General features: G+C 57.0%; 24 protein-coding genes. 14 read left to right on the forward strand and 10 right to left on the reverse strand.

Features of this window, described 5'->3' with window-relative positions:
* Positions 1 to 48 precede the first annotated feature (48 nt).
* Entirely contained in the window at positions 49 to 501 is a 453-nt protein-coding gene (dut, locus tag HMPREF2708_RS03345; RefSeq protein WP_070832304.1) for a dUTP diphosphatase, read from the reverse strand.
* Between the two features lie 166 nt (positions 502 to 667).
* Here dut and HMPREF2708_RS03350 point away from each other — a divergent pair, with 166 nt between their 5' ends.
* Positions 668 to 1,144, forward strand: coding sequence for a DUF3093 domain-containing protein (locus tag HMPREF2708_RS03350; protein ID WP_070832308.1), 477 nt, complete (start codon positions 668 to 670; stop codon positions 1,142 to 1,144).
* Between the two features lie 108 nt (positions 1,145 to 1,252).
* On the opposite strand, the gene HMPREF2708_RS03355 is transcribed toward HMPREF2708_RS03350, so the two are convergent.
* A complete protein-coding gene (locus HMPREF2708_RS03355; RefSeq protein ID WP_016422655.1) occupies positions 1,253 to 1,549 on the reverse strand; it encodes a DUF4193 family protein in 297 nt (98 codons plus the stop codon).
* A 203-nt stretch (positions 1,550 to 1,752) separates the two neighbouring features.
* On the opposite strand from HMPREF2708_RS03355, the gene cei reads away from it, so the two are divergent.
* A complete protein-coding gene (gene cei / locus HMPREF2708_RS10830; RefSeq protein ID WP_168168094.1) occupies positions 1,753 to 2,361 on the forward strand; it encodes an envelope integrity protein Cei in 609 nt (202 codons plus the stop codon).
* Between the two features lie 9 nt (positions 2,362 to 2,370).
* On the opposite strand, the gene HMPREF2708_RS03365 is transcribed toward cei, so the two are convergent.
* On the reverse strand, positions 2,371 to 3,348 hold the full coding sequence (locus HMPREF2708_RS03365; RefSeq protein WP_070832316.1) for an inositol monophosphatase family protein: 978 nt from the start codon (positions 3,346 to 3,348) through the stop codon (positions 2,371 to 2,373).
* A 34-nt stretch (positions 3,349 to 3,382) separates the two neighbouring features.
* Between HMPREF2708_RS03365 and ppgK the strand changes: the two genes are divergently transcribed.
* Both ppgK and HMPREF2708_RS03375 read left to right on the forward strand, forming a co-directional pair.
* Positions 3,383 to 4,138 carry a polyphosphate--glucose phosphotransferase gene (gene ppgK, locus HMPREF2708_RS03370; RefSeq protein WP_070832319.1) on the forward strand — a complete coding sequence of 252 codons (756 nt, stop codon included), beginning with the start codon at positions 3,383 to 3,385 and terminating at the stop codon, positions 4,136 to 4,138.
* Positions 4,139 to 4,534: 396 nt separating this feature from the next.
* Positions 4,535 to 6,112, forward strand: a complete 1,578-nt coding sequence (locus tag HMPREF2708_RS03375) for an RNA polymerase sigma factor (RefSeq protein ID WP_070832321.1) — start codon at positions 4,535 to 4,537, stop codon at positions 6,110 to 6,112.
* A gap of 361 nt (positions 6,113 to 6,473) precedes the next feature.
* On the opposite strand, the gene HMPREF2708_RS03380 is transcribed toward HMPREF2708_RS03375, so the two are convergent.
* From HMPREF2708_RS03380 to HMPREF2708_RS03395, 4 genes are all read right to left on the reverse strand, one after another.
* Complete coding sequence (locus HMPREF2708_RS03380; protein WP_070832323.1) at positions 6,474 to 8,090, reverse strand: SLC13 family permease; 1,617 nt, start codon at positions 8,088 to 8,090, stop codon at positions 6,474 to 6,476.
* Positions 8,091 to 8,374: 284 nt separating this feature from the next.
* On the reverse strand, positions 8,375 to 8,815 hold the full coding sequence (locus HMPREF2708_RS03385; protein ID WP_070832326.1) for a hypothetical protein: 441 nt from the start codon (positions 8,813 to 8,815) through the stop codon (positions 8,375 to 8,377).
* 51 nt (positions 8,816 to 8,866) lie between these two features.
* Positions 8,867 to 10,612, reverse strand: coding sequence for a DEAD/DEAH box helicase (locus tag HMPREF2708_RS03390; RefSeq protein ID WP_070832329.1), 1,746 nt, complete (start codon positions 10,610 to 10,612; stop codon positions 8,867 to 8,869).
* Positions 10,609 to 10,857, reverse strand: coding sequence for a DUF3039 domain-containing protein (locus HMPREF2708_RS03395; RefSeq protein WP_005509477.1), 249 nt, complete (start codon positions 10,855 to 10,857; stop codon positions 10,609 to 10,611). Before HMPREF2708_RS03395 ends, HMPREF2708_RS03390 begins: the two co-directional genes overlap by 4 nt.
* A 174-nt stretch (positions 10,858 to 11,031) precedes the next feature.
* Here HMPREF2708_RS03395 and HMPREF2708_RS03400 point away from each other — a divergent pair, with 174 nt between their 5' ends.
* From HMPREF2708_RS03400 to galE, 6 genes are all read left to right on the forward strand, one after another.
* Positions 11,032 to 11,571, forward strand: a complete 540-nt coding sequence (locus tag HMPREF2708_RS03400) for a DUF3099 domain-containing protein (protein WP_070832331.1) — start codon at positions 11,032 to 11,034, stop codon at positions 11,569 to 11,571.
* 38 nt (positions 11,572 to 11,609) lie between these two features.
* The gene (locus HMPREF2708_RS03405) at positions 11,610 to 13,175 is read left to right on the forward strand and encodes a DUF7782 domain-containing protein (protein ID WP_070832334.1); all 1,566 of its coding nucleotides are present in this window, start codon (positions 11,610 to 11,612) and stop codon (positions 13,173 to 13,175) included.
* Entirely contained in the window at positions 13,176 to 13,610 is a 435-nt protein-coding gene (gene dtd, locus HMPREF2708_RS03410) for a D-aminoacyl-tRNA deacylase (protein ID WP_070832337.1), read from the forward strand.
* Positions 13,611 to 13,746: 136 nt separating this feature from the next.
* Positions 13,747 to 14,736: a sigma-70 family RNA polymerase sigma factor gene (locus tag HMPREF2708_RS03415; RefSeq protein WP_038628815.1), complete on the forward strand. Its 990-nt coding sequence runs from the start codon at positions 13,747 to 13,749 to the stop codon at positions 14,734 to 14,736.
* A 303-nt stretch (positions 14,737 to 15,039) separates the two neighbouring features.
* Positions 15,040 to 15,720, forward strand: a complete 681-nt coding sequence (locus HMPREF2708_RS03420; protein ID WP_070832340.1) for an iron-dependent transcriptional repressor DtxR — start codon at positions 15,040 to 15,042, stop codon at positions 15,718 to 15,720.
* Entirely contained in the window at positions 15,717 to 16,700 is a 984-nt protein-coding gene (galE, locus tag HMPREF2708_RS03425) for a UDP-glucose 4-epimerase GalE (RefSeq protein ID WP_070832343.1), read from the forward strand. Before HMPREF2708_RS03420 ends, galE begins: the two co-directional genes overlap by 4 nt.
* 26 nt (positions 16,701 to 16,726) lie before the next feature.
* Here galE and HMPREF2708_RS03430 read toward each other — a convergent pair whose 3' ends face one another.
* Entirely contained in the window at positions 16,727 to 17,839 is a 1,113-nt protein-coding gene (locus HMPREF2708_RS03430) for a DUF4192 domain-containing protein (protein WP_070832346.1), read from the reverse strand.
* A gap of 230 nt (positions 17,840 to 18,069) precedes the next feature.
* On the opposite strand from HMPREF2708_RS03430, the gene HMPREF2708_RS03435 reads away from it, so the two are divergent.
* Entirely contained in the window at positions 18,070 to 19,287 is a 1,218-nt protein-coding gene (locus HMPREF2708_RS03435; RefSeq protein WP_070832349.1) for a PAC2 family protein, read from the forward strand.
* 42 nt (positions 19,288 to 19,329) lie between these two features.
* On the forward strand, positions 19,330 to 21,849 hold the full coding sequence (locus HMPREF2708_RS03440; RefSeq protein ID WP_141762912.1) for a DEAD/DEAH box helicase: 2,520 nt from the start codon (positions 19,330 to 19,332) through the stop codon (positions 21,847 to 21,849).
* Positions 21,850 to 21,925: 76 nt separating this feature from the next.
* On the opposite strand, the gene HMPREF2708_RS03445 is transcribed toward HMPREF2708_RS03440, so the two are convergent.
* Positions 21,926 to 22,858, reverse strand: coding sequence for a hydrogen peroxide-inducible genes activator (locus tag HMPREF2708_RS03445; RefSeq protein WP_070832355.1), 933 nt, complete (start codon positions 22,856 to 22,858; stop codon positions 21,926 to 21,928).
* 105 nt (positions 22,859 to 22,963) lie between these two features.
* Here HMPREF2708_RS03445 and HMPREF2708_RS03450 point away from each other — a divergent pair, with 105 nt between their 5' ends.
* Both HMPREF2708_RS03450 and HMPREF2708_RS03455 read left to right on the forward strand, forming a co-directional pair.
* Complete coding sequence (locus HMPREF2708_RS03450) at positions 22,964 to 23,560, forward strand: peroxiredoxin (protein WP_070832358.1); 597 nt, start codon at positions 22,964 to 22,966, stop codon at positions 23,558 to 23,560.
* Between the two features lie 5 nt (positions 23,561 to 23,565).
* Positions 23,566 to 24,090, forward strand: coding sequence for an alkylhydroperoxidase, AhpD family (locus HMPREF2708_RS03455; RefSeq protein ID WP_070832361.1), 525 nt, complete (start codon positions 23,566 to 23,568; stop codon positions 24,088 to 24,090).
* A gap of 125 nt (positions 24,091 to 24,215) precedes the next feature.
* Here the strand turns inward: HMPREF2708_RS03455 and HMPREF2708_RS11225 are convergent, their stop codons facing one another.
* Positions 24,216 to 24,953 (reverse strand): hypothetical protein, encoded by a 738-nt coding sequence (locus tag HMPREF2708_RS11225; protein WP_246840314.1) that lies wholly within the window; start codon positions 24,951 to 24,953, stop codon positions 24,216 to 24,218.
* Positions 24,954 to 25,028: the final 75 nt, after the last annotated feature.

Raw genomic sequence — 25,028 nt, forward strand, 5'->3', positions numbered from 1 at the left:
CACGCATTGAACCACACTTGGTGGGGTCCGCGCGCTGTCAGAGACGTTTTAAAGCGTCGTGGACACTCCGGTTGACCCGTGACCACCCGCACCGCGTTCAGTTTCATCGAGTTCATCGACTTCCAGCAGCGGGCTGAGCTCGACCTTCTGCACAACCAACTGTGCGATTCGATCACCTTTGGCGATCTCCACCGCGTTGGTCGGGTCCAAGTTAATCAGGCAGACTTTAAGCTCACCACGGTAACCGGCATCGATCGTGCCGGGAGCGTTGACGATGGATAGCCCCTTTTTGAAAGCCAATCCGGAGCGTGGATGAACCAATCCCACTGTGCCTGCCGGCAAGGCAATGGCAATTCCGGTTCCGACGAGCGCCCGTTGCCCTGGTGCTAGGACGACATCCTCCGCTGAGCTCAAATCCACACCGGCATCATCGGCATGCGCACGCTGGGGGATCACTGCGTCTTTAGCGAGCTTTTTCACTTGCACCGGGGCATAAGTCATCTCTTCGTATATCCTTCGCTGTCGCGTCTTTTAAGAACCGCACTTCGGCCTTGTCAGTACCGAGCATAGCTGTGTCCTAGAATGGATAACCGTGAGTGGAAAAGATAACCTGCAGCCTCGTCGCGACGACAGCTCAGCATCCGTCTCTGAAGATGCGGCAATAACAATGAGCTCGAGCGGAGATTCATCGATTGTCTATTCCGAAAAGCTCTGGGTTCCCTGGTGGTTCTGGGTACTCGGCGCTGTCGCCGTTTTTGTATGTACGGCCCAGATTGGCTTTAACCGTTCACCGATTTGGCTTGTCGTCGGCGGCATTATTTGCCTGGCCGTAGGCGTGTGGGTGCTGTTGACTATGTCGAAGACTACGGTGTCCGTGGAAGTGGATAGCACGGGTGAGCGCTGGCTTCACGCTGGCACGGCAGTTCTGCCAGCATCGGTTGTTGCAAAATCCCTGGTGGTCCCGAAGTCCGCGCAGCGCAACGCGTTGGGCCGTCAGCTCGATCCGGCAGCATTCCTGGTTACGCACACGTGGATTCCCACGATGGTGCTGCTAGTCCTCGACGATCCGGACGACCCCACCCCCTATTGGCTGGTCTCCACCCGCCACCCCGAGGCACTACTTGACAGTCTCTTCGACCGCTAGGTCACAATCTCTCACCGCCGCTACACGCTTTCCGACGGCCCCTCGCCGCCATAGCCGTGGCAGTGGCGGTTTTCCTTTTCCTAGGAAGTTATCCCGGTTGTATGAGGACTAAGCACAGTCCTGGCAGATGGGGAAACCATCGCCGTTATCGATTGCAATCATCGAGCGGTGCATCACCATGAAGCAGGAGCCACAGGTGAATTCATCCTCCCCCTTCGGGGCAACATCCATATCGAATTCTTCACCCGCGATGTCGGCGACCGGCAACTCGAACGGCTCGACAATTTCGCCGTCGTCAGTGTCGTCGATTTCCTTCTCAGCAGATGCAGCCTGAAGGCCCTCGAGGGAATCGGTCTCCAGCTCTTCGGTTTCACGAGTACGCGGGGCATCGTAGTTTACAGCCATGTCCCAAACCTTCTTTCCGGACCTTTGCTAGACATTGTGAACTGACTTTTTCTCGGAGAATACAACGCGCTGAGACGATTGACACCCTGTACTCTCCAGTGCCTTTCTCAGCGGATATTAAGGCAATTCACGCAATCTGTCATCTCTGCAGGTCAGAACAGGTTTCTATGTCCATTAGCCGAGGAGACGATAACATGATGGCTATGAGTTCAGGCCCCGCGAGCACTTCGAGCGCATCACATCGACGAAAAATTGTTCCCTACGTGGTGGTTTCCGTAGTTGCTGTAGTGATTGCGGCTACGTTATGGGTATTGGCTTTCCGCAGCCAACCGGCAAGTTATCCGGTGTCCTGTTCCCTCCCCGCGGCTGGCACCCCGGTTTCCTCCACCACGCTAATCGGAGAACACGTCGTTCCACCGTCGGATGTTCATGTGCGCGTTTATAACGCCAACGGCAAAGTCGGCCAGGCTACAACCGTCGCCGAACAATTGCGGCAGCTCGATTTTGTTCTCGATGAGCAGGTTCCCTACGGTAACGACCCTATTGTGGAAAACCAAGATCTCAGCTGCTTTGGCCAGCTGCGTTATGGCGAGGAGTTCAATGGCCACGCCGCAGCGCTTCACGCTCTTTTCCCCTGTTTTGAGCTCATCCACGATGGTCGGCCTGATGCAACTGTCGATGTGTCGTTGGGTAAGGGGTTTAAGGACCTCGAAGTAGCCAGCCAGGTTGAGGGAGCGATGTCCGCATTGAACCGTGGCGAACAGGCCGACTTAGAGGGGTTGAGCTCGTTAGGCTCGAGCACCTGCTCCTAGACCGACGAACTAATTTCTAGCCTTCGCGGTCGCACCATCCAATACCTCGAAGAACGCATCGGCAACTTCAGGATTCGCCGCACCGACACCGAAGTCGAGGGGGTCTCCCTCCGGCCGGCCAGCAGCGTTGGCACACTGAGTGAATTCCGGAATCCTGATTCTTGCGCCTGCTTCAGCCGCAATCAGAGAACCTGCTGCATAGTCCCAAATCTTGATGTCGTGTTCGTAGTACGCATCAACACGGCCGTGCGCCACCATGCACAAATCCAGCGCCGCCGATCCCATGCGCCTAATATCTCGACACTCCCCTAGCAACTGCGACGCTATCCGGCCCTGCACCTGCCGGAGACTAGCGGAATAGCTGAATCCCGTTGCCACAAGTGCCTTTTCCAGCTCGGCCGTTGGGGAACAACTGAGCGCCTGCACAGTGCCGTCCCGCCGAGAAACCTGAGCGCCCTCTCCCTTTGCTGCACAGTAAATCTCTCCCGAGGACACATTTGCCACTGCACCCGCCACTACCTCATCGCCTACGGCGCAGGCGATACTCACAGCAAAATTGGGCAGGCCGTAGAGGAAATTCACTGTGCCATCGATGGGGTCTACAATCCAGGTCACTGTTTCGGACGCGTCAGTAGTTTGCGCTGGAGAGCCCGCGCCGTCGTCAAGCCCGCCTTCTTCGCCCAAAATACGGTCGGAGCTGCTAAACGCCTTGATGAGCGAACGAATGAGCTCCTCAGATTCACGGTCGACGACGGTGACGGGGTCTACAGCTGAGGACTTCGTTTCGGAGCTTGCTAAAACGCCATCGGAGCCGAGTTCGACCCGACGACTGGCGATGTGCGCCGCGGCTGCGCGGGCAATAAGTACCGCGCGATCACGCAATTCCCTGACGCTGGGCCGCACGGCCCCGGGGCTATTCGGTGCCGTAAACCCCCTATTATCCGCTCTGCTAGCGAGTTGTTCGGTGCCACGCGACTTAATGCTCATGCCCCCATTGTGTCTGTTTCGTACAATTTGAGCTATGGGACAACGAATTGGATTTGGCATCGACGTCGGAGGCTCTGGAATCAAGGGTGGCCGCGTGGACCTTGATACTGGGCAGCTTATTGGCGACCGCATTAAAATTTTCACGCCACAGCCGGCGACTCCGGAAGCGGTTGCGAAGACCATTGCAGAAATTGTGGACATTGCTCAGTGGGATTCCGATGTCGGCATCACGATTCCGTCCGTCGTACAGAATCAGATTGCCTTGCTGGCCGCCAATATTGACGGTTCTTGGGTTAATACGAACTGCCAAGAGCTCTTCGCTAAGTACCTGCCCAACAACAAGGCGCACGTGCTTAACGACGCTGACGCTGCCGGCCTTGCTGAAGTCCAGTTTGGCGATCCGGGCAATAAGACTGGCGCCGTGTTGTTATTGACTTTTGGTACCGGCATCGGCTCCGCACTTATTCATGATGGACTGCTCTACCCCAATTCGGAGTTAGGCCACCTCGTCATCGAGGGCATGGAGGCCGAACACTTTGCGTCCGCGAGAGTTAAAGATGTGGAAGGGCTTGACTTTGAAGAGTGGGCTGAGCGCGTGAGCAAGGTGTTAAAGACCTACGAGGCGTTGTTTTGGCCGTCACGGATTATCGTCGGCGGCGGAATCAGTCGCGAACACGAAAAGTGGATTCCGCTGTTGACATGTAAGACTCCAGTTGTCCCCGCAAGTTTGGATAATAATGCGGGTATCGCTGGCGCCGCTTTTGCCGCTGAACAGGGGATTTACCCTTAAGCAGTTTCATTTCTTGGGTGGGGATAGGTGCCTCCGGGGCGGGCGTGACACGTCGTTGAACCCATGCCCCGTGGCGGCGATTTTCAGAATTGGTTTACAATAGGAAGTTGACTCACGGCAAGGTTGAATAATCAACAGGCTCGAGGAGGATTGGGAAAATCGAATTCCGGCGCACTGCTTCGATGAGGATTTTCACCGATTACTTCTTCGCTAGGAGCCAGAAAAGCAACACTGATGACCGTGGCACGAAAAGGTCAGCTCTGAATGTTTCCCATTCAGCTAGTTGGCTATAGACGAAGTAAAGGCGCACCACTGGCGCGTCGAGCTTCTCTCTGACCGAGAGAAGCTGACGGCGGCTTTGGCGGCGCACACAACGTACATCGTGAAAGGGCGTTCGTGGCAGGCAACGAACTGGGGCAAGCTCAGGACCAATCCACCGGGAGTGGCACCGGTTCAGCTACTCCTGCAAAGAAGGCTGTAAAGAAGGCCATCAAGAAAGCAGTGAAGAAGACCGTGGCAAAGAAGACTGCCGCGAAGAAAACTGCCGCCAAGAAGACGGCTGCCAAAAAGACAGCTGCCACCAAGACTGCGGCGAAAAAGGCGACCGCTAAGAAGGCAGCGGCCAAGAAGACCGTGAAGAAGGCGGCTAAGAAGTCGGTCGCTAAGAAGACCACACGTAAGGCCGCCGCCAAAAAGGCAACTAAGCGGACAACGGCTGCGAAGGCCACCGCGGCCAAGGCTGCTGCAGCGAAGGCGAAGGACGCACAAGCTCTCGACGCAACTGAGAACGAAGAGCTCGAGGACGAGGAACTCGACCACGACTTGGAGCAGGAGCGGGACTACGACCCGGATCTGGATGATGATCTCGAAGGCGATGATCTTCACGGCGATCTGGATGATGACGACCTCGAAGACGACGACCTCGACGACGATGAAGAAGAGGACGACGAGGACGAAAACGAAGACGAGGATGAAGAGGACGAGGGCGACGAGGTCTGGAACGAGGACGAGTCTGCTCGCCTGCGTCAGGCCCGCAAGGATGCTGCCCTCACCGCCTCCGCTGACTCTGTCCGCGCCTACCTCAAGCAGATTGGTAAGGTCGCGCTGCTGACTGCCGAGGAAGAGGTCAGTCTGGCTAAGCGCATCGAGGCCGGTCTGTACGCGCAGTACAAGATTGACGAGGCCAAGGAAGCCGGCGAACGCATCGCTTACGCTCAGAAGCGCGATTTGCGCGAGATTTCTCGCGACGGTCAGCGCGCCAAGAATCACCTACTCGAGGCCAACCTCCGTCTTGTAGTGTCCTTGGCAAAGCGCTACACCGGCCGTGGCATGGCTTTCCTCGACTTGATTCAGGAGGGCAACCTCGGCCTGATTCGCGCCGTCGAGAAGTTCGACTACACCAAGGGCTACAAGTTCTCCACGTACGCAACGTGGTGGATTCGCCAGGCCATTACTCGTGCAATGGCCGACCAGGCTCGAACCATTCGTATTCCGGTTCACATGGTCGAGGTCATTAATAAGCTCGGCCGTATCCAGCGTGAGCTGCTCCAGGATCTGGGCCGCGAGCCCACTCCGGAAGAGCTCGCTAAGGAAATGGATATCACCGAGGAAAAAGTTCTCGAGATTCAGCAGTACGCTCGTGAACCCATTTCGCTAGACCAGACCATCGGTGACGAGGGCGACTCCCAGCTCGGTGACTTCATCGAGGACTCCGAGGCAGTCATCGCCGTGGACGCCGTGAGCTTCACGCTCCTCCAAGATCAGCTTGGCGACGTCCTGGAGACACTGTCCGAACGCGAAGCCGGAGTCGTCCGCCTGCGCTTCGGCCTTACCGACGGCATGCCACGTACTCTGGACGAGATTGGTCAGGTCTACGGTGTGACACGCGAGCGTATCCGTCAGATTGAGTCCAAGACGATGTCCAAGCTGCGTCACCCATCGCGTTCGCAGGTGCTGCGCGACTACTTGGAGTAACGCTTTCACCTGGCGTGTTATTGGGGCTAATAGCTAGACCCAAAGAATCGGGCTTGAACGAGGTTTCACACCTTATTCGGGCCCGATTTTCTTTTGGTGGTTTGGGGCTAGCGGGTTAGTGACTGCGTTTATGTTCGCGACGACGGGTCAATCGAAGTTACTGACTGCGCTTATGTCAAAAATGGGCGGAAAAATGGCATGAAAGTGCTATAAACTCACACAGTTTCACATTTGCAGCCCAAAGCCCCGAACCACCTAGGTGGAACGGGGCGAAGGAACATCTAAGCAACGCTAGGCGAAGCAGTCCGCTGGCGGTCCAGCAAACTGGACCACCATCCAATACCGGCTACCACATACCCAGCTAGTACACGACGCCGAATACCCACTGCAGCAGCGTCAGCGAAGCCACAGAAATCACCATCAGCGCAACGATGTTCAGCCAAACACCGGCCTTGACCATGTTGTTCATACTGACGTAGCCGGAGCCGTAGGCGATGGCGTTCGGCGGTGTTGCAACCGGCATCATGAACGCCGAAGTAGCCGCCAGTGCAACTGGAACAGCGAAGATCATCTGGTCGTGGCCCAAGCCGATTGCCATCGCACCAACCAGTGGCAGGAAGGTCGCGGCCGTCGCGGTGTTAGAAGTGAACTCGGTCAGGAACAGCACAACGGCCCCGACGACAACCACGAGTGCAGCCACTGGCATCCAGCCGAGGGTAGACAGCTGCTCGCCAATCCAGTCCGACAGCCCAGAGGCACCGAACTGCGAGGACAGCGCCAGGCCACCACCGAACAGCAGCAGCACACCCCACGGCAGCTCCAACGCATTTTCCCAGCGCATGAGCTTCACGCCATCAGGGCCACCCGGAATCAGGAACAGTGCAATACCTACCGTCATCGCGATTACCGCATCGGCAATCTTGGTGTCTGGCAGCAGCACCGGAACAAAGACCCATGCAAGCGCCGCGGCGATAAACACCATGAGCACGCGACGTTCACCAGCCGACATACGGCCGAGGCGCTTGAGCTCATCACGCATGAGCTCACGGCCACCCGGAATGTGCGTAATCTCCGGCTTAAACAGAACATTCGTCAGCAGGAACCATGCACAGAACATCAGCACAATTGCCACCGGGACACCCAGCAGCATCCACTGCCCAAATCCGATATTGACGCCCTGCTCCGCCATATAGGCCGCCAGCATTGCGTTCGGTGGAGTACCAATGATCGTGCCCAGCGAACCAATCGATGCAGAGTATGCAATGCCCAGCATCAGCGCGATACCGAAGTTCGACTTAGGCATCGGATCATAGCTTGACGACGATTCCTCAGCCTCCTCCAGCGCCTCTCCACCAGGGGTTTCGGCAACCGATTCTCCTGCCGACCCCGTAGAGCCCGCAGCCTTTGCTGCCACCTTCTCATCGTGCAACATGCGGACGATGAGGCTCAGCACGGACACACCGATTGGCAGCATCATCACGGCCGTGGCCGTGTTGGATACCCACATCGACAGGAAGCCCGTAGCCACCATGAAGCCTAGAATCAGCATCTTTGGTGACGACCCCATGAGCACCAGGACCCACAATGCGACACGCTTGTGTAGGTTCCAACGCTGCATCGCCAGTGCCAACAGGAAGCCGCCCATAAAGAGGAAGATGGTCGGGTCTGTGTACTTGCCCGAGAAATCCTTAATCTCCGCGAGGTTGAGAATCGGGAATAGCGCCAGCGGCAGCAGAGCCGTAACGGCAATCGGGATAGCCTCGGACATCCACCACACGGCCATAAGCACTGCTACACCTGCGGTTGCACGCAGGTTGTGATCGAGCTCAGCCGGCATAAAGAAGTACACGAGCAAGGACAGGATGATACCGAGTCCTAGACCGGTGCGTTTACGGAAAAGCTCCCGGCTGAGGTAACCACGGTCTTGTTGGCCAGGTGACAATTCCGGGGAGTTGTCGCGCGTAGATGTCGCTGCCACGATTCACGCTCCTATTTTTAATAATCAGCAGACATCCTGTATTGCACGCATGTTCAAACGTTTACCGCATGTAGGGGATGCCAAATGTGGGTACTTTCTGACACCAATATCATTACCAACACTCGGCCAAATATGAGATTTCACTAAGAAACCCCCGGCCGAAACTGCAGGCAGTTGGACTTCGGGGGTGAATTACGGGGTTAGCTCATTTCCTCATTGCGCATCTGGCATTAACCGAAAACTCCGGGCACAAAGTAAGACCGCCATTGACTTCGCGTCCGCACTCACTCCGATTGCTTCTTTGGCTGGTCAGTCCCCATCTGATTAGAGATGCACTCGGCATACTCTCCAGAGGTGCGCTCGAATTTCTCGCACTTCGACATCGCGTCTGATGTCGACCAGTACAGCATCAGCGACACCACGGCAGCTGCAATACCCGTCACAATGCCGACAACGCCCAATCCGAACGAACCGCTGATGACCGCGTCTCCCCCAGCAGCTTGCACGCGCTTCTTCGCGCTCAACGCCTTCGCCATCGCGATGATGCCCAGAACAATGCCAAAGACACCGAGGATGCCACCAACAATCATCCAGGACATCAAGAGTCCGCCGACACCAAAGATCAGTGCCAGCACGCCAATAGTCCGACTGTCATTGCCTGGTACAGCCGACAAACCATCGCCGGTCAATTCCGACGGCCTCGACTTATCACTGCTTGCCGACATTCTTCTCTCCACCATGACCTGTTCGATAAATTGCTCAGTTAGCTTGAAACCCTACCAATTGCGCAGGTAGCTAATGCGATCGCGCAACTGCTCCTCCGTACACAGCGCAGTCGGCGGGCCACCACAGGCGCGCCGAACCTCGTTATGCACCTGACCATGTGGCTTACCGGTTCGCGCCGCCGTCATCGACACCAGCGTATTGAGTTCCTTCCGCAACTTCGGCAACACCTCACTGGCCACCTTCTGCGGCCTCGGGTACGCCGATCCCTCAATGCGGTGGATCGCGCCGCCTTCGCCTCCGCTTGACGACGATTCCCTCGCCTCCTCGCGGGCTTCCTTCTCTCGGGCACTGGCGGCTTTAAGCTGTTCATCCTGCCGCTGACGCAGCAAGAATCGCATTTGATCAGCGTCGAGAAGCCCGGGCAAGCCAAGGTAGTCGGCTTCTTCAGCGGAACCGGCAACGGTTGCGGTGCCGTAGGAGGAACCGTCGTAGATCAGGTAGTCGAGTTCAGCATCCGCGCCAATGGATTCGTAGGCCGGCAGCAGTTCGTCGGGCTCATCCTTACGCCGGTTAGCTTCGGCGACCAAGTCATCTTCCCAGCCCTCCGAAGGCCGATCCGGTTTACCGAGCACGTGGTTGCGCTGCACCTCCATCTGCGAGGCCAAGTCGAGCAGCACCGGAATCGACGGCAAGAAGACGGACGCAGTCTCCCCCGGCATGCGGCTTCGCACGAATCGTCCGATAGCCTGCGCGAAGAATAGCGGAGTCGAGGAACTAGTCGCGTACACGCCGACCGCCAACCTTGGCACGTCCACGCCTTCGGAGACCATTCGCACAGCGACCATCCACTCGTCGGTGGACTCAGAGAAGGTCTTAATGCGTTCCGACGAGCCAGGCTCATCCGAAAGCACCAACGCCACCGGCGTGGAGGCAATTTGCTCGAGAATGCGCTTGTACGCACGGGCAGTTGCCGCATCGGAGGCGATAACCAGGCCACCGGCATCGGGAATATGCTGCCTCATCTGCGAGAGCCGGGTGTGCGCTGCCCGCAGCACCGACGGCATCCACTCGCCCTTTGGGTCGAGCGCGGTGCGCCAAGCTCGAGTGGTCTCCTCTGGGCTCATCACGGTACCCAGACGCGCAGCGAACTCATCACCCGCGCTATCTCGCCAGCGAGCTTCACCGGAGTAAGCCAAAAAGACCACTGGGCGCACGACGCCGTCGGCAAGCGCATTGGAATAGCCGTACGTGTAATCAGCGACGGAGCGCGAGTAACCATCGCCATCCGGCGAGTAGCGAACAAACGGAATTGCCGCGTCATCGGAGCGGAACGGCGTACCAGTTAGGCACAGGCGACGTTCGACATCGCCGTAGGCCTCGGAAATGCCGTCGCCCCAACTCTTGGCATCACCGCCGTGGTGTACCTCGTCCAGAATCACCAATGTCGGCCGAGCGGTGGCTACGGCATGGTGCTTAAACGGATGCACTGCGACTTGGGCGTAGGTCACAACAATTCCCTGGTAGGAAGGATTTACCACACCCTTGGCGTTGGAGAACTTGGGATCCAACGCAATCCCCGAACGAGCAGCAGAGGCAGCCCACTGTACCTTCAGGTGCTCAGTAGGCACTACGACGATAATGCGCTCGACAATCCGCCGCGACAGCAACTCACTGGCGATACGCAGAGCGAAGGTCGTCTTACCTGCGCCCGGTGTCGCCACTGCAAGGAAGTCCTTGGGGTTAGTCGCCAGGTATTTGTCGAGGGCCTCCTGCTGCCATTTACGAAGCCCGCTCACTTGCGACGCAGGGACTTGTAAATCCGCTCGCAGTCAGGGCATACCGGTGAACCCGGCTTCGCCGACTTTTTCACTGGGAAGGTTTCACCGCACAGAGCAACGACGTAGGAGCCGTTGACCGCGGAGTTCACGATCTGGTCCTTCTTGACGTAATGGAAGAACTTCGGAGTGTCGTCCCTCGTCGACTCATCGACGCGGGTATCGGTGCGTTCAATCGTCTTTGTCGTCTTCAATGGAGTGCTCACAGATTCCAATTGTGCCCCATTGGTCAAATTATGCCTAGCGCCCCAGGTGCTGGCCGCTGCTGACTGCTACCTTCCACAGCCATCCACAACACCGCTGCGACTACGCGAGCATGCGGCTGCAACGGGCATAGCTAATTGAGACACTCCCACGCCACAGGCGTATGCTAGACAGCCATGGCGCGAATCAATGACCGTCGCGACTCCGCGCTGCCGAAACGCGGAAGTTCCCGGCGACGCAAGAAAGACGCGGCGTTGATTACCGACGCCCGCGGCTCAAGGATTCGCAACTATGACCACCGCCGCCACGTCTACGCGGTCCTGCAATGGTCTCGCATTCCACTACTACTTCTTTCCGGCGCTTTTTACCTGTGGTGGGATGTGCCGTGGATCGCGGCGATTCTCATGGTCGTCTCCGTACCCATGCCGTGGATCGCGGTTGTCATCGCCAATGGCGTTGGAGAACCCGCTGACAAGCGCAAACCCCGCGTCTACAAACCTGGCGTTGTACGCGAGCAAAACCGCAAATGGGAGGAACAGCAGCGCCAGCGCGCCCTCAAGGAAGCGGAGATGCGCGCGCTCGGTTCTGCCGCCAGTACCGAAGACACCGACGCACCGCCGCGGTCCGATGCCGAGACCATCTCACCCCCCTTCGATGACGCAAATGTCATCGATATGCCGGAAGACGACGATCCGTCGTCAAGCTCCCTTAACTAGCCCCTCCGCCCCGCTATACGACGAAGGTAGTGCCTACGATGACCTTTTCCCCCTCCACCTTCACCCCGCCGACTGATCAGCAGCTTCGTGCTTTTGTCGACTGTGCAGAGGAATTCGCCACCGCACTTAGGCGCCTTGAGTTTTCCAGCGAGTCACTGCGTCGAGTCCTAGGAGCCGAGGGGTTAGCCGCGCTGGACCGCGGTGAGCCCGGCGTTGTCGATGTTCTGCTTACCGAGACAGACGGCGTTTCTGCGGATACTGTGACCGCGTTGCGTCTTCTCATCCTGGGCGATTTCGCCGACGCAGAGCAGCTATTTGGAGCTGAGATGACAGCCAAGTTGCTGGACAGCGGCATACTTGCCGGCACCGCCAGCAACGCACAGGTGTGTATCGATGTGCGCCCGGTTGAGATTGCGGGAGTCGACCGTATTATCTTTTCCGACCGCGACGCCTCTATGAGCGATCACGTTCCTGGACCCGATCATGTCCTTGGCGTAGGGCGGGCTTCCCGCTCCCTCCTCGATATTTCGTCGACCTCAGCGGTGGAATCCGTACTCGATCTCGGTGCCGGTTGTGGCATCCAGAGCATTGCCCAGCCTGATGCAAAGTCGATTGTCGCGACAGACATTCACCCCCGGGCGCTGTTTTTTGCCCGCGCTACTTTCGCAGCTAATGGCTTCGACCAAGCGCAGGCTCTCGAAGGCTCGTGGTTTGAACCGGTTGCAGGCCAGAAGTTTGACCGCATTGTGGCCAACCCGCCGTTCGTCGTAGGGCTGCCAAGTGTGGAACATGTTTACCGTGACTCAGGATTGAATCTGGACGGTGCCACCGAGCTTATGCTCCGCGGTCTGGCCGACCATCTCACCGACGGCGGCACGGCGCATCTACTCGGCGCTTGGGCCCATGTCGAGGGCGAGAGTTGGCAACAGCGCATCGCTTCTTGGCTCCCTGCTGAGGGCCTCGAGGTGTGGGTAACGCAACGGGATCTCGCTACGCCGACGGAATACATTGGCACCTGGCTTCGAGACGAGTCCATCGACCCCCGCAGCCCAGAGGGGTGCGAGCGCTCTCGTGCCTGGCTGGAGCACTTTCGCAACAGCGGCGTGACAGGCATCGGGTTCGGCTACATCACAGTCCAACGCATCAACGGCCCGACTTCCGCCGTGTGCGAGGAAATGCCGCAGCCTTTGGCCGCTCCCTTCGCCGCCGAAGCCGATGAGTATCTCGGCCGCGCCGAATGGCTTCGTACGCAAACTGCCGACACCATCCTCGAAGCTTCCTTTACCGTGCGCCCCGGTGTCGCCATCGAACGCGTTTCGCTTGCCGACGTCGAAAGCGGCCAGGGCTTCACCGAGTTCGATACGCGCATCTCACGCACCGATGGCCCCGCCTGGACACACTCAATCGATGAGTCCGTGGCAACCATTCTGGGGGCGCTGCATCCCGAAGCTGCTCTGGGCTCCGTCATCGATATCATGGCAATGTTTGGAGCCTTCGATGAGTCCGACGTACCTGCCATCAAGGACGCCCTAGTTCCCATCGTCGTTGACCTGGTTCGCCATGGCCTGATTCTCCCCACCGAGCTCTTGGAGGATAAACAGTAAATGAAAGCCGTTCTCACCCGAGTTAAATCCGCGTCAGTCACTGTCGACGGCTCCGTTGTTGGCCACGTTGACGGAGGCGATACTGGCGCCATTTTGGCGCTCGTAGGCGTTGGCCGCGAGGACGCTGCTGATGCTTGGGAAACGATGGCCCGCAAGATCGCGGAGCTGCGCATCCTGGATGGCGAACTCAGCGCTGTCGATGCTGGCGCCCAGGTGCTCGTCGTTAGCCAATTCACGTTGATGGGGGCGACAAAGAAGGGACGGCGGCCGTCGTGGGTAGACGCGGCTCCGGGCCCAGAGGCCGAACCCGTCATTGAAAAAATTGTCGAGAACTTGCGCAATCGTGGCTTGACGGTCGAAACAGGACAATTTGGGGCAATGATGGAGGTCGCATCAGTCAATGATGGCCCCTTTACTGTTCTTGTGGAATGCTAGTGACGGCAGTTTTTCTTAACATTATATTTGCATGGCAAAATTACCCTATTGACATTCATCATCTTTCACGGGAACATTTTCGTAACTCCGTGCGTTGTAACGATTGAGTCCACTTAAGAATCCAGGAGGCAGATTCATGAAGAGTGCCGATATTCAAAATGACGAACTGGAAGGTCAGACAAGGGACAAGGGGCGCCGCACCGGCAATAACTCCAACCCGTCCGCCGATTTGGTTCGTGTGTATTTGAACGGCATCGGAAAGACTGCTCTTCTCAGCGCTGAAGAAGAGGTGGAACTTTCTAAGCGCATTGAAGCCGGTGTATACGCCGAGCACTTGCTGCAGACCGGCGCGAAAATGACCCGTGCAAAGAAGCGTGATGTCAAGATTTTGGCGAAGGAAGGTAAGGCTGCACGCGCCCACCTACTCGAAGCCAATCTCCGTCTTGTGGTCTCGCTGGCGAAGCGCTACACCAACCGCGGTATGCCGCTGCTGGATTTAATCCAGGAGGGCAACTTGGGCCTCATCCGCGCCATGGAAAAGTTCGACTACACCAAGGGCTTCAAGTTCTCCACTTACGCAACGTGGTGGATTCGCCAGGCTATTACCCGTGGTATGGCTGATCAGTCGCGCACTATTCGCCTCCCTGTCCATTTGGTTGAGCAGGTCAACAAGATTTCTCGTATTAAGCGTGAGCTCTACCAGCAGCTCGGCCGTGAGGCTACGAATGAGGAATTGGCAGAGGAATCCGGCATTCCAGAAGCCAAGATCGAGATGCTGCTGCGCCAGTCCCGCGATCCGGTGAGCTTGGACATGCCAGTGGGCACTGACGAGGAAGCCCCCCTGGGAGACTTCATCGAGGACTCAGAGGCAACTGATGCTGAGGAGGCAGTTGTCGCTTCCCTGCGTCACCACGATGTCCGCAAGGTTCTGTCCACTCTCGAGATTCGAGAGCAGGAAGTTATTAAGCTCCGCTACGGTCTCGACGATGGCCTACCCCGCACGCTGGATCAGATTGGCCGCCACTTCGGCCTGTCTCGCGAGCGCGTCCGCCAGATCGAGCGGGAAGTTATGTCCAAGCTGCGCGAGGGAGACCGTGCTGACAAGCTGCGTGAGTACGCAAACTAACGCCACATGGCGGTGACATCGATAGGGTTCCCAATTTCAGCCCTGAGATAGAGCTGGACTGCAATGCCGACCCCGTGCGGGAGTTTCATCCACACTGGCGGTCGGCGTTTTCGTCTGCAAGTCGAACTTTCGACATCGCGTACGCTCCCTTCCGTCTCAGCAGCGCTCACCGAACCAAGCTTTTCGCTGCCTAGTCAGCACCAAAGCCACTGGATTTGCGAGCCCTAACATCTTTCTTACGCAAGTGTGGTTATCCTAATACTTGAGTGAAAACTTTTAAGACTGCGTTATCGGAGGAAAACCGTGAGGGATTTGGTTGACACCACGGAAATGTACTTACGTACGATTTTCGAACTCGAAGAAGAGGGCATCATCCCTTTGCGTGCTCGCATTGCCGAACGCCTTGAGCAGTCGGGGCCGACCGTTAGCCAAACCGTTGCGCGCATGGAGCGCGATGGCCTTCTTGTAGTTGCCCCAGATCGCAGCTTGCAGCTTTCCGACGAGGGCCGCAGGCTGGCCACGGCTGTCATGCGTAAGCACCGCCTAGCTGAGCGCCTACTTACGGATGTCATTGGCCTCGAATGGGACAAGGTTCACGATGAAGCCTGCCGCTGGGAGCACGTAATGAGTGACGAGGTCGAGCGCAAGCTTCTCGACGTGCTCGACTCTTACACACGCTCCCCATTCGGCAATCCGATCCCCGGTTTGGAAGACCTCGGTGGGACTCAGTCACCAGAGCCGTTAGAGAACGTTCGCCGGCTCTCCGACCTAAACCCCGGTGAGTACACGATTGAAATCGTCCAGATTAACGAAATCCTGCAGGTCGAGCAGAGCTACATGAAGCGTCTCCACAAGGCCGGAATTATGCCGGGTACTGAAGCACTTGCCGAGGTTGCCGCTGGCCGCGTGACTCTCGCCCGCGGTGATCATTCTCTTGACATTCCGGATACTCTGTCTCACGCGATCATGGTGATTACCAAATGAAACTCCTAGTCACTGGTGGTGCCGGCTACGTCGGTAGCGTTTGCTCGGCAGTATTGATTTCTCTTGGCCACGACGTCACCATTCTGGACAACTTCTCTGTTGGCAACCGTGATGCGGTGCCGGAGGGCGCAACCCTAGTCGAAGGTGATGTGGCGGACAAAGCCTACGAGGTTCTGTCCTCCGACAACTTCGACGGTGTCGTTCATTTCGCTGCGAAATCACTTGTTGGCGAATCCGTCGAAGTTCCTTCCGACTACTGGCACAACAATGTGGGCCAAACCCTGAAGCTACTCGACGCGATGCGTGATACCGGTACGAATAGCTTGGTGTTCTCTTCGACAGCCGCAACCTACGGTGAGCCAGAGAAGACACCAATTACCGAAGACATGCCAACCGCACCGACTAACCCTTACGGTGCCACTAAGCTGGCCATGGACTACGCCATCGCGTCTTACGCCAAGGCATACAACATCGGCGCTACCAGCTTGCGTTACTTCAATGTGGCGGGCGCCTGGGGCGGTTTTGGCGAAAACCGTGAGGTGGAAACTCACCTCATTCCACTGGTACTCCAGGTTGCGCTTGGTCATCGCGACAAGATTATGGTCTTTGGCAATGACTGGCCGACTCCGGACGGCACCGCGGTCCGTGACTACATCCACATCAAAGACCTCGCGGATGCGCACGTATTGGCACTGGAGTCCAACGCGCCGGGTACGCACCGTATCTTTAACCTCGGTTCTGGCGACGGCTTTTCGGTTCGCCAGGTCATCGAGACCTGCCGTAAGGTCACCGGTCACCCGATTCCCGCTGAGGATGCACCGCGCAGAGCCGGTGATCCGGCCACTCTTATTGCCTCTTCCCAGCGTGCCATGGACGAGCTCGGATGGAAGCCCAATCACACGGAGCTGGAAACCATCGTCGCCGATGCATGGGAGTACACCAAGACCCTCGGCGACCGAGCCCACTCGGCGCACCGCTAGGTACTACAGCACAGCTTGCAGGGGCGCTAATCAATTCGCGGCATTTTCACCTTGTATACCCTGCGCAGTACCTCTTGTGCTGCCCCAAGAATTGTGCCGACGCACCTCGGCACAATTTGATTGGCCACCGCAATTTCCAGCAACTGAGTCAGTGAATGATTCGGTTGCTCCCCCGCTGCCTCATCGAGGGCTGTTTGCGCATAGTTCTCCAGCCCAGCCGCGAACTTTGCGATGGCAAAACACGCTAAAGCGTTTGCACGCAGGCTGCCGCGGTGGACAATTGCGGCCTCGCGCCAGATTTCTCCCATTGATTGCGCCAACTGCGTAGTGATGAAAATCATGGACATATCTCGCAACGTGACGTTGGTCAGTGCTGCAGCAATGGCATATCCTGCGTTTTCATCGCGCACCGCCTCATGTGCATCCATCACACCATCGGCCACGTTTTCCACGGCGGTTTTTAGCATGTCGAAGTGCTCAATGAGCGCGGGATTGTCCGAACCAATTTTGAGCTTCCTCGGCTGCTCAACGGCTATCGCTCGTTCCCGGAGGCGTTCAATCAGAGCCCTGTCTTTACTGTCGCGGAATTGACCACCTCGAAAATAACTGCGGTACTCCTCATAGTTTTTGAAAATCTGTTCTCCCTGCCGAGAGATTAGATTTGCATTCTCGGTCATCAGACTGTCACCGACAATGCCGACGATCTCTCCCTGCTCGTCCGTGACAACTTCCCCTGCAGCAATAGTGGCAACGCCCGCCAAACGCACCTCATGCAGGCCGCCTTCTCGCAGCCAGCCTGTAATCGGTGTGGAGTCCTTTTCAATCCCCCAGGATTCATCGATGATAAACACATCTGCGTGAGTGCAGCCTTCATCGAGCAGGAAGTCCGCAGCTGCCCGCACCAAGTCAGGATTGCTCTCCATCGAGGCCACATCCTTGATCAGCATCGGGCCTGCATGCGCTGTCGGGTCAAACTCGACCTTGCCGTCGATGAAATCTTCGACCTGCTGACGGTACAACGCCGCAATCACTACCTGCCCCCGCGGATAGAATCCAACGATTCCTGGCAGGTTCGTCAGAAAAACACTCGGCTCAATTTCAGGCATCTTTCCTGCACCGAAATTCTTTTTGTTTCCCATTGATTCCTTACCCCTTTTCCCCCATTGGGATAGCTCGACAGCGGACAATCCGCTCGCCACCTGGTGGCTCTCATTGTTATCGAATCCGCAACAGCCTTGCTTGTGCGCGACCGGAAGAATCGGCCCATCTGTGGACTACTTTCAACTTGTGGATAACTGGAATATTTTCTGCGGTATCCTGGTTGCTTACTTCAAATGACGAAAAAATGTGATGCAGGAGGTAGTCGTACGTGAGTGATCCGACCGACAAGCCTCAGGGCAATATGTACGAGGTAGTTTTCCCGGTTCCTGATGTAACGGGAAGCGAGGGGCATCTGACCCTGGTCATTGCTCTTAGCGGTTACGCGGATGCCGGTAATGCAGTCTCGGAATCAGCGAGTTTCCTCTTGGATGCTCTCGAGCACCGTCCATTGGTGAACTTTTCTATCGACGAGCTGATTGATTATCGTTCCCGCCGTCCCGCTGTGACGATGAACCGCGACCAGATCGTGGATGTATCCGATTTGAACCTGTCGCTCAATGTGGTTCGCGACAACGTCGGCAAGCCGTTCTTACTGCTTTCTGGCCCTGAGCCAGACATGCGGTGGGAGGCTTTCTCGACTGCGGTTGCAGATTTGGCAGAGCGCTACGATGTCGGTCGGACTGTGTCACTGTACTCGGCGCCGATGACGGTTCCGCACACCCGACCGCTGGGCATCATCGCCCATGGCACAGATAAGCGGAAACTCAGTGATATGCATACCTGGGGCAACCGCGTCACGGTTCCGGGGGCTGCGAGCCTGAACATTGAGTACGAGCTCGCAAGCCGCGGTTGTGATGCCTTTGGTTTCACCGCACAGGTGCCGCACTATGTCGCGGCCTCTGAGTATCCGCTGGCATCACTGCGGCTGTTGCAGGAGGTAGCAAAGCTAGCCAAGCTCGAGCTCCCGCTCGACGCCTTGGAGAAGGAATCCGCGCGGGTGGCGGAGCTGCTCAATACGCAGACGAATGATTCCGGCGAGGTCTCTCAGCTGGTCAATCTTCTCGAGGAACAGTACGACCAGGAAGTTCAACGTCGTCAAGAGCTGGAGACGTCTCCCCTGCTTGGGCCTAACGGCGAGATGCCTTCGGCGGACGAAATTGGCGCTGAGTTTGAGAAGTTCCTCGCTTCTCAACCGCTGCGTCCAGTAGAGGATTCTTCCTCGCTTGACGCCGAGACGGAAACCCCGGCCAACGCGGATTCCTCGGCACCTACATCAGAGGACGCTGACGCACACTCGGAAGAACCCGAGTCGACCTCGGCGGATGATAGGTCTGCGGAGTTTTCTGCAGACGAAACTGCCGAACAGCCTGAGTCTGAACAGCCTCGGGAAGAGCAGCCTCGGGCAGATCAGGCGGAAAGCGATGAATCCGGTGAACCGGAAAAGCCTCGTCGTCGGCGTGGCTGGAAGCCCTGGTTCCGCTTCTAATCCGGGGTTACCGCTAGGGTGGGAAGCGTGTCACTATCTGAAATGCTTCCCGACCTAGCTGAGGTTCCTGAGTCCCTTTTCGACGATGCGATTATGGACTCGTTCATTGCCTGGACCAGGAATCAGGGCATCACGCTCTACCCGGCGCAGGAAGAGGCCGCTATCGGCCTGGCCGGTGGCGACCATGTCATCCTTGCCACCCCGACGGGGTCGGGCAAGTCGATGGTGGCTATCGCCGCCCATTTCTGCGCGCTCGCCCGTGGTCAGCGCAGCTTTTACACAGCGCCTATTAAGGCCTTGGTCAGCGAGAAGTTTTTCGCCCTCTGCGAAGTTTTTGGCGCTGAGAACGTCGGTATGATGACCGGCGACGCCACCGTCAATGGCGGCGCCCCCATCATCTGCGCAACTGCGGAAATTGTTGCCAATATCGCTCTGCGCGACGGCGCCGATGCCGATATTGACCAAGTGGTCATGGATGAATTCCACTTCTATGCTGACCCTGACCGAGGCTGGGCATGGCAGGTGCCACTGCTCGAGCTTTCCCGTTGCCAATTCCTGTTGATGTCCGCCACTCTCGGCGATACTCAAAAGTTTGAGAAGGATCTGAAGGAACGCACAGGGCTCGACGTAAACCTCGTCACGGGTACGACGCGCCCGGTGCCGTTGGATTTCCACTATGTCTACACGCCAGTTCATGACACGCTGGCGGAGTTGCTGGAATCCGGAAAAGCCCCAATCTACATCGTCTTTTTCTCCCAGCGCCAAGCAGCTGAACAGGCCCAAGCACTGACCGGTCTGAAGCTGCTGACGAAGGAGGAAAAGGAGCGGATTCGCGAGGAGATTGGCGATTTCCGGTTTACGACAGCGTTTGGTCGAGTTCTGTCAAAATTGGTGCGCCAGGGCATCGGCGTGCACCACGCGGGAATGCTACCGAAGTACCGTCGTCTAGTTGAGCGCCTCTCGCAGACCGGCCTGCTGAAAGTCATCTGTGGCACGGATACCCTCGGCGTGGGCATCAACGTGCCTATTCGTACGGTATTGATTACCGGCTTGGCAAAGTTCGATGGCCGTCGTAGCCGAATTCTCAAGTCACGCGAGTTCCACCAGATTGCTGGACGCGCCGGCCGTGCTGGCTACGATACCGAGGGCACCGTAGTAGTCGAAGCACCTGAACACGAAATCGAAAACGCCAAGCTGCGTCGCCGTGCCGGCCAGGATGAGGCCAAACTGAAGAAGTTGCGGCTGAAGTCCGTTCCCAAGGGCGAAGTGACATGGTCGGAGAAGACTTTCGACAAAATCGTTTCTCAGCCACCAGAGCCGCTGACCAGTCGCTTTGCAGTTACCAACGGTATGTTGCTCAACGTCATTGCACGTGGTGGCGATACCTACGAAAACATGCGTCATCTGCTGCGCACCAATCACGACACCCGCCACCAGCAAAATGAGGCTATTCTGACCGCAATTGAGCTCTACCGCGGTTTGGTCAACGCGGGAATCGTCGTCACGCATGGCGAGGGCGATGACTGCCGCCCCGAGCTGACAATGGAGCTGCAGCGTGACTTCGCGCTCAACCAACCACTGTCACCTTTCGCCATCGCCGCGCTCGAACTGCTGGATAAGGACAGCCCGAACTACGCACTCGATGTCATCAGTGTGTTTGAGTCAATTCTGGAAGACCCTCGCCCACTGCTCATCGCGCAGCAGAAAAAGGCTCGCGGTGAGGAAATCGCCGCGCTCAAGGCCGAAGGCGTCGATTACACCGAACGTATGAACATCGTCGAAGACATCACATGGCCGATGCCGCTTGCCGACGAGCTGGAGGGCGCATTCGACACCTATGCCCAAGGTCACCCGTGGGTGCGTGAGTTTTCGCTGTCGCCCAAGTCTGTGGTGCGCGAGATGGTGGAAAAGGCCATGACTTTCTCGGACGTGGTATCTGAGTACGGAATCGCCCGCTCCGAAGGTATTTTCTTGCGCTACCTCACCGATGCCTGGCGCACTTTGCGACACACTCTCCCACCGGAAGCTGCTAACGAGGAGCTCCGGGACATTGTGGAATGGCTCGGCGAGCTCGTTGTGCAGGTGGATAACTCCCTGGTAGATGAATGGGCGCAGATGGCCGATCCGGACAAGCCATTGGACGAAGAAACTCTCCAGGAAGCGGCTTTTGGCACCGACGAGTCGCGGCCCCTTACCGGCAATGAGCGTGCATTTACCCGTATGGTGCGCAATCTCATGTTCCGCCACGTGCAGCTCTTTGCCTTTGAAAAGGAGGAGGAGCTGGCCGACCTGGACAACTACCTCGACGACGCACCAGATTGGCCTGCCGCGATGGATGACTACTTCGATGAATACGATGACCTAGGCATCGATGCAAAGGCACGCGGCGGCGATATGATTTCGATTGACCGCAAGGCTGGTGAGGGCCTATGGCATGTGATCCAGATACTCGATGATCCTGAGGGTGACCACGGTTGGCGTTTTGAAGCGAACGTTGATTTGGCTGCATCTGATGAACACGGCGAAGTCAGGTTGGCATCGCTGCGAATTATTCAGGGATAAACGCCAAAACCGGGCTGGAACTGCCAGCCCGGTTTTGCTTATTTCGTACGCTACTGCAGCATGCGCCAAGAGAGCTTTAGGCAACAGCGTCTATGTATGCCTGCCGTACCAGTTCGGCAATTCGGTTGAACTCGCCGCCGCGTACCGATGATGCGCGGTGAACCAGCCCAATGGTGCGTCCCGGCCGTGCCGGACCTTCGAATCGCGCAACAGCCAGGCCGGAACGGTCGGCCTCAATCTTGACAGCCGATTCCGGCACAAGCGACTGCCCCAACCCACCGGCAACACACTGCACGACGGTCGATAGAGAAGCCGCCCGTGTTTCCAAGCTGGATGACTCGCCGTGAACAGCATCGACCTTGCGACAAATATCCAACACCTGGTCACGCAGGCAATGACCGTCGTCAAGCAGGAGCAAGTCCAAGTCCCTGATTGCCTCAAGCTTTACGTCTTCCTTTCCTGCCAGCGGATGATCCTCTGGCACGACGATGTAGAACTCTTCGTCGTAGAGGTAAATCTCGTCAAAGGAAGGCACATCCGACGGCAGTGCCATGATGGCTGCATCAATGGTGCCGGAACGAAGTGATTCGATGAGGCGCTCGGTCGGCTCCTCGACGATTCTAGGCTTTAGATCTGGCAGCTCGTCACGAACCAACTGGAGGAAGTTGGGCAGCACGTATGGAGCAACCGTAGGGATAACACCAATGGATAGTGGTCCGGACAAATCATCTGTACGGCCAGAGGCGCGAGCGACGATCTCGTCAACAATTTCAGATGCTTGACGTGCATAAGGAATCAGACCGCGACCGAGTGGCGTCACCAGCACTCGGCGAGTCGAACGTTCTACAAGCTGCACCCCCAGTCCCTGCTCAAGGGTGGAAAGCGCTTGTGACAGGCTGGGCTGTGAAATGCCGAGGCGGGCAGCGGCTTGACCGAAGTGACCGGTATCGGCAATCGCGACAAAGGCACGTAACTGAGGCAAAGTGGGCCGATAATCTCTATTACGCATACCTATAAGCCTACACGAGCTTATTAACTTTTTCCTCTTGACGGTTTGGGAATCCATAGGCATAATGGTGTGTGACCCCAGAAGGAATACATTCAGGAGGATTCCATGGCAATTTTGACTGTTGGCGACAAGTTCCCCGAGTTTTCTCTGACCGCTCTCAAGGGCGGCAACCTGCGTGATGCAAACGCTTCTTCTCCGGATGACTACTTCGAGCAGGTGACCAACGAGTCCTACGAGGGCAAGTGGAAGGTCGTCTTCTTCTACCCGAAGGACTTCACCTTTGTCTGCCCGACTGAGATTGCCGCTTTCGGCAAGCTGAACGAAGAGTTCGAAGATCGCGACACCGTTATCCTGGGCGGCTCTGGCGACAACGAGTTCTCCCACTTCAACTGGCGTGCAACCCACGAGGACCTGCTGGAAATTCCGTTCCCGATGTTCTCCGACATCCGCCACGACCTGATGCGTGCACTCGGTGTCGAAAATGCTGACGGTGTCGCTGACCGCGCAACCTTCATCATTGACCCGGACGGCATCATTCAGTTCGTCTCCGTTACCCCGGACGCTGTCGGTCGTAACGTTGACGAGGTTCTGCGTGTTCTCGACGCTCTTCAGTCTGAAGAGGTCTGCGCATGTAACTGGCAGAAGAATGACCCGACTAAGAACATTGACAAGATGGATGTTCTGAAGCAGGAGCTGAAGTAACTCATATGAGTATCGATAACCTTCGTTCCGGCCTGCCGGAGTACGCCAAGGACATGAAGCTTAACCTTGGCACTCTTACCCGTTCGACGGAGTTGTCCGAGCAGCAGCTGTGGGGAACTTTGCTTGCATCCGCTGCGGCAACACGCAATGAAACGGTTTTCTCGGAGATTGCCGAGGAAGCCAAGGAACACCTATCGGCTGAGGCATTTGAGGCGGCTCTTGGCGCTGCAACCGTCATGGGCATGAACAACGTTGCCTACCGCACCCGCCACATGCTCGGTGATGACTACGCACAGGTCAAGTTTGGTCTGCGCATGAACATCATCTCTAAGCCCGGTGTCGAGAAGGAAGACTTCGAGCTGTGGTCTCTCGCAGTTTCTGCCATCAACGGCTGTGAAGCATGCGTGACCTCCCACGCAAAGGTCGTCCGCGATGCTGGTCTGACCAAGGAGCAGGTCTGGGAAGCTGTGAAGATTGCAGGCACCGTCTCTGGTGTTGCACAGGCTGTCTTCGCTGAGGCTAGCCGCTAATTATTCGGAGGATACCTTCGGCTTTGATAGTCGAACGCTCCCACGCAGGATTTCCTGCTAATCAAATAGCGCCCAAGGAACCAATTTGTACCGGTTCCTTGGGCGCTTTTTCTTGTTCGTTTCGGCTACTGCTGCGGAGGGTAATAGCCCGGATTTTCCTGCGCTTCATTAATAACTCGCCGACCACCGATGAGCTGGCGGTAGATGTGCACCTGAACCAGCATGGCCAGCGGCATTGTGTACAGCATGCCGATATAGAAGAGCATCGCACCTGCGGAAGAAACAATCGACGTCAGAATGAATGCGACAAGCATCGTCCAATATTGGGGCTTTACCAGGCGCCAAGCGACAACCGGCGCCTCAAGCGCAGTTGCTCGACCATCGAAAACAAGTAGTGGCATAGTCGCTGTAATTGGCATGATGAAAATCGACGTCAACAACAAAACCAAGTAGCCCAGTGGAATCATCGCCGCGGCAGCTTCACTGCCATTGGCGGACAAGGATACTCCAGCGATGAAGAGCACCATCCCCGGCAGCATGGCGAGCAGTCCCACCAGGAACGTGACAATGTAGGCACCGATCAGAGCGCCCCACCTATTTACACGGAAGAAAGTACCGTAGTTCGGCACTCGCCCATCGACAGCTTCGAATGCACCGCGCAGCATAAATACCTGCATCGCGAACATGCCCACGGCAAATAGGAGTGCCATCGCGCCGACAGTCGCGAACATTGACCCTAGATCCTCAAACGGAACATCGCCTGGATAGTTCGGCTCAAATTCCGGATCGACGTCACCAGAGGCAAAGAGAATTGCCGCTGCGCCAACAATCAGGGCGACTAGTACGGCGAAGAACGTCAGCATGACGCCAAGCCAAGAAGCAAAATTGCTGTTTAAACTACGAAACGCCGCGGAAAAGGCACTTCCAATGTCGACCTT

This window comes from Corynebacterium sp. HMSC073H12 (assembly GCF_001837775.1).
Lineage (GTDB): Bacteria > Actinomycetota > Actinomycetes > Mycobacteriales > Mycobacteriaceae > Corynebacterium > Corynebacterium amycolatum.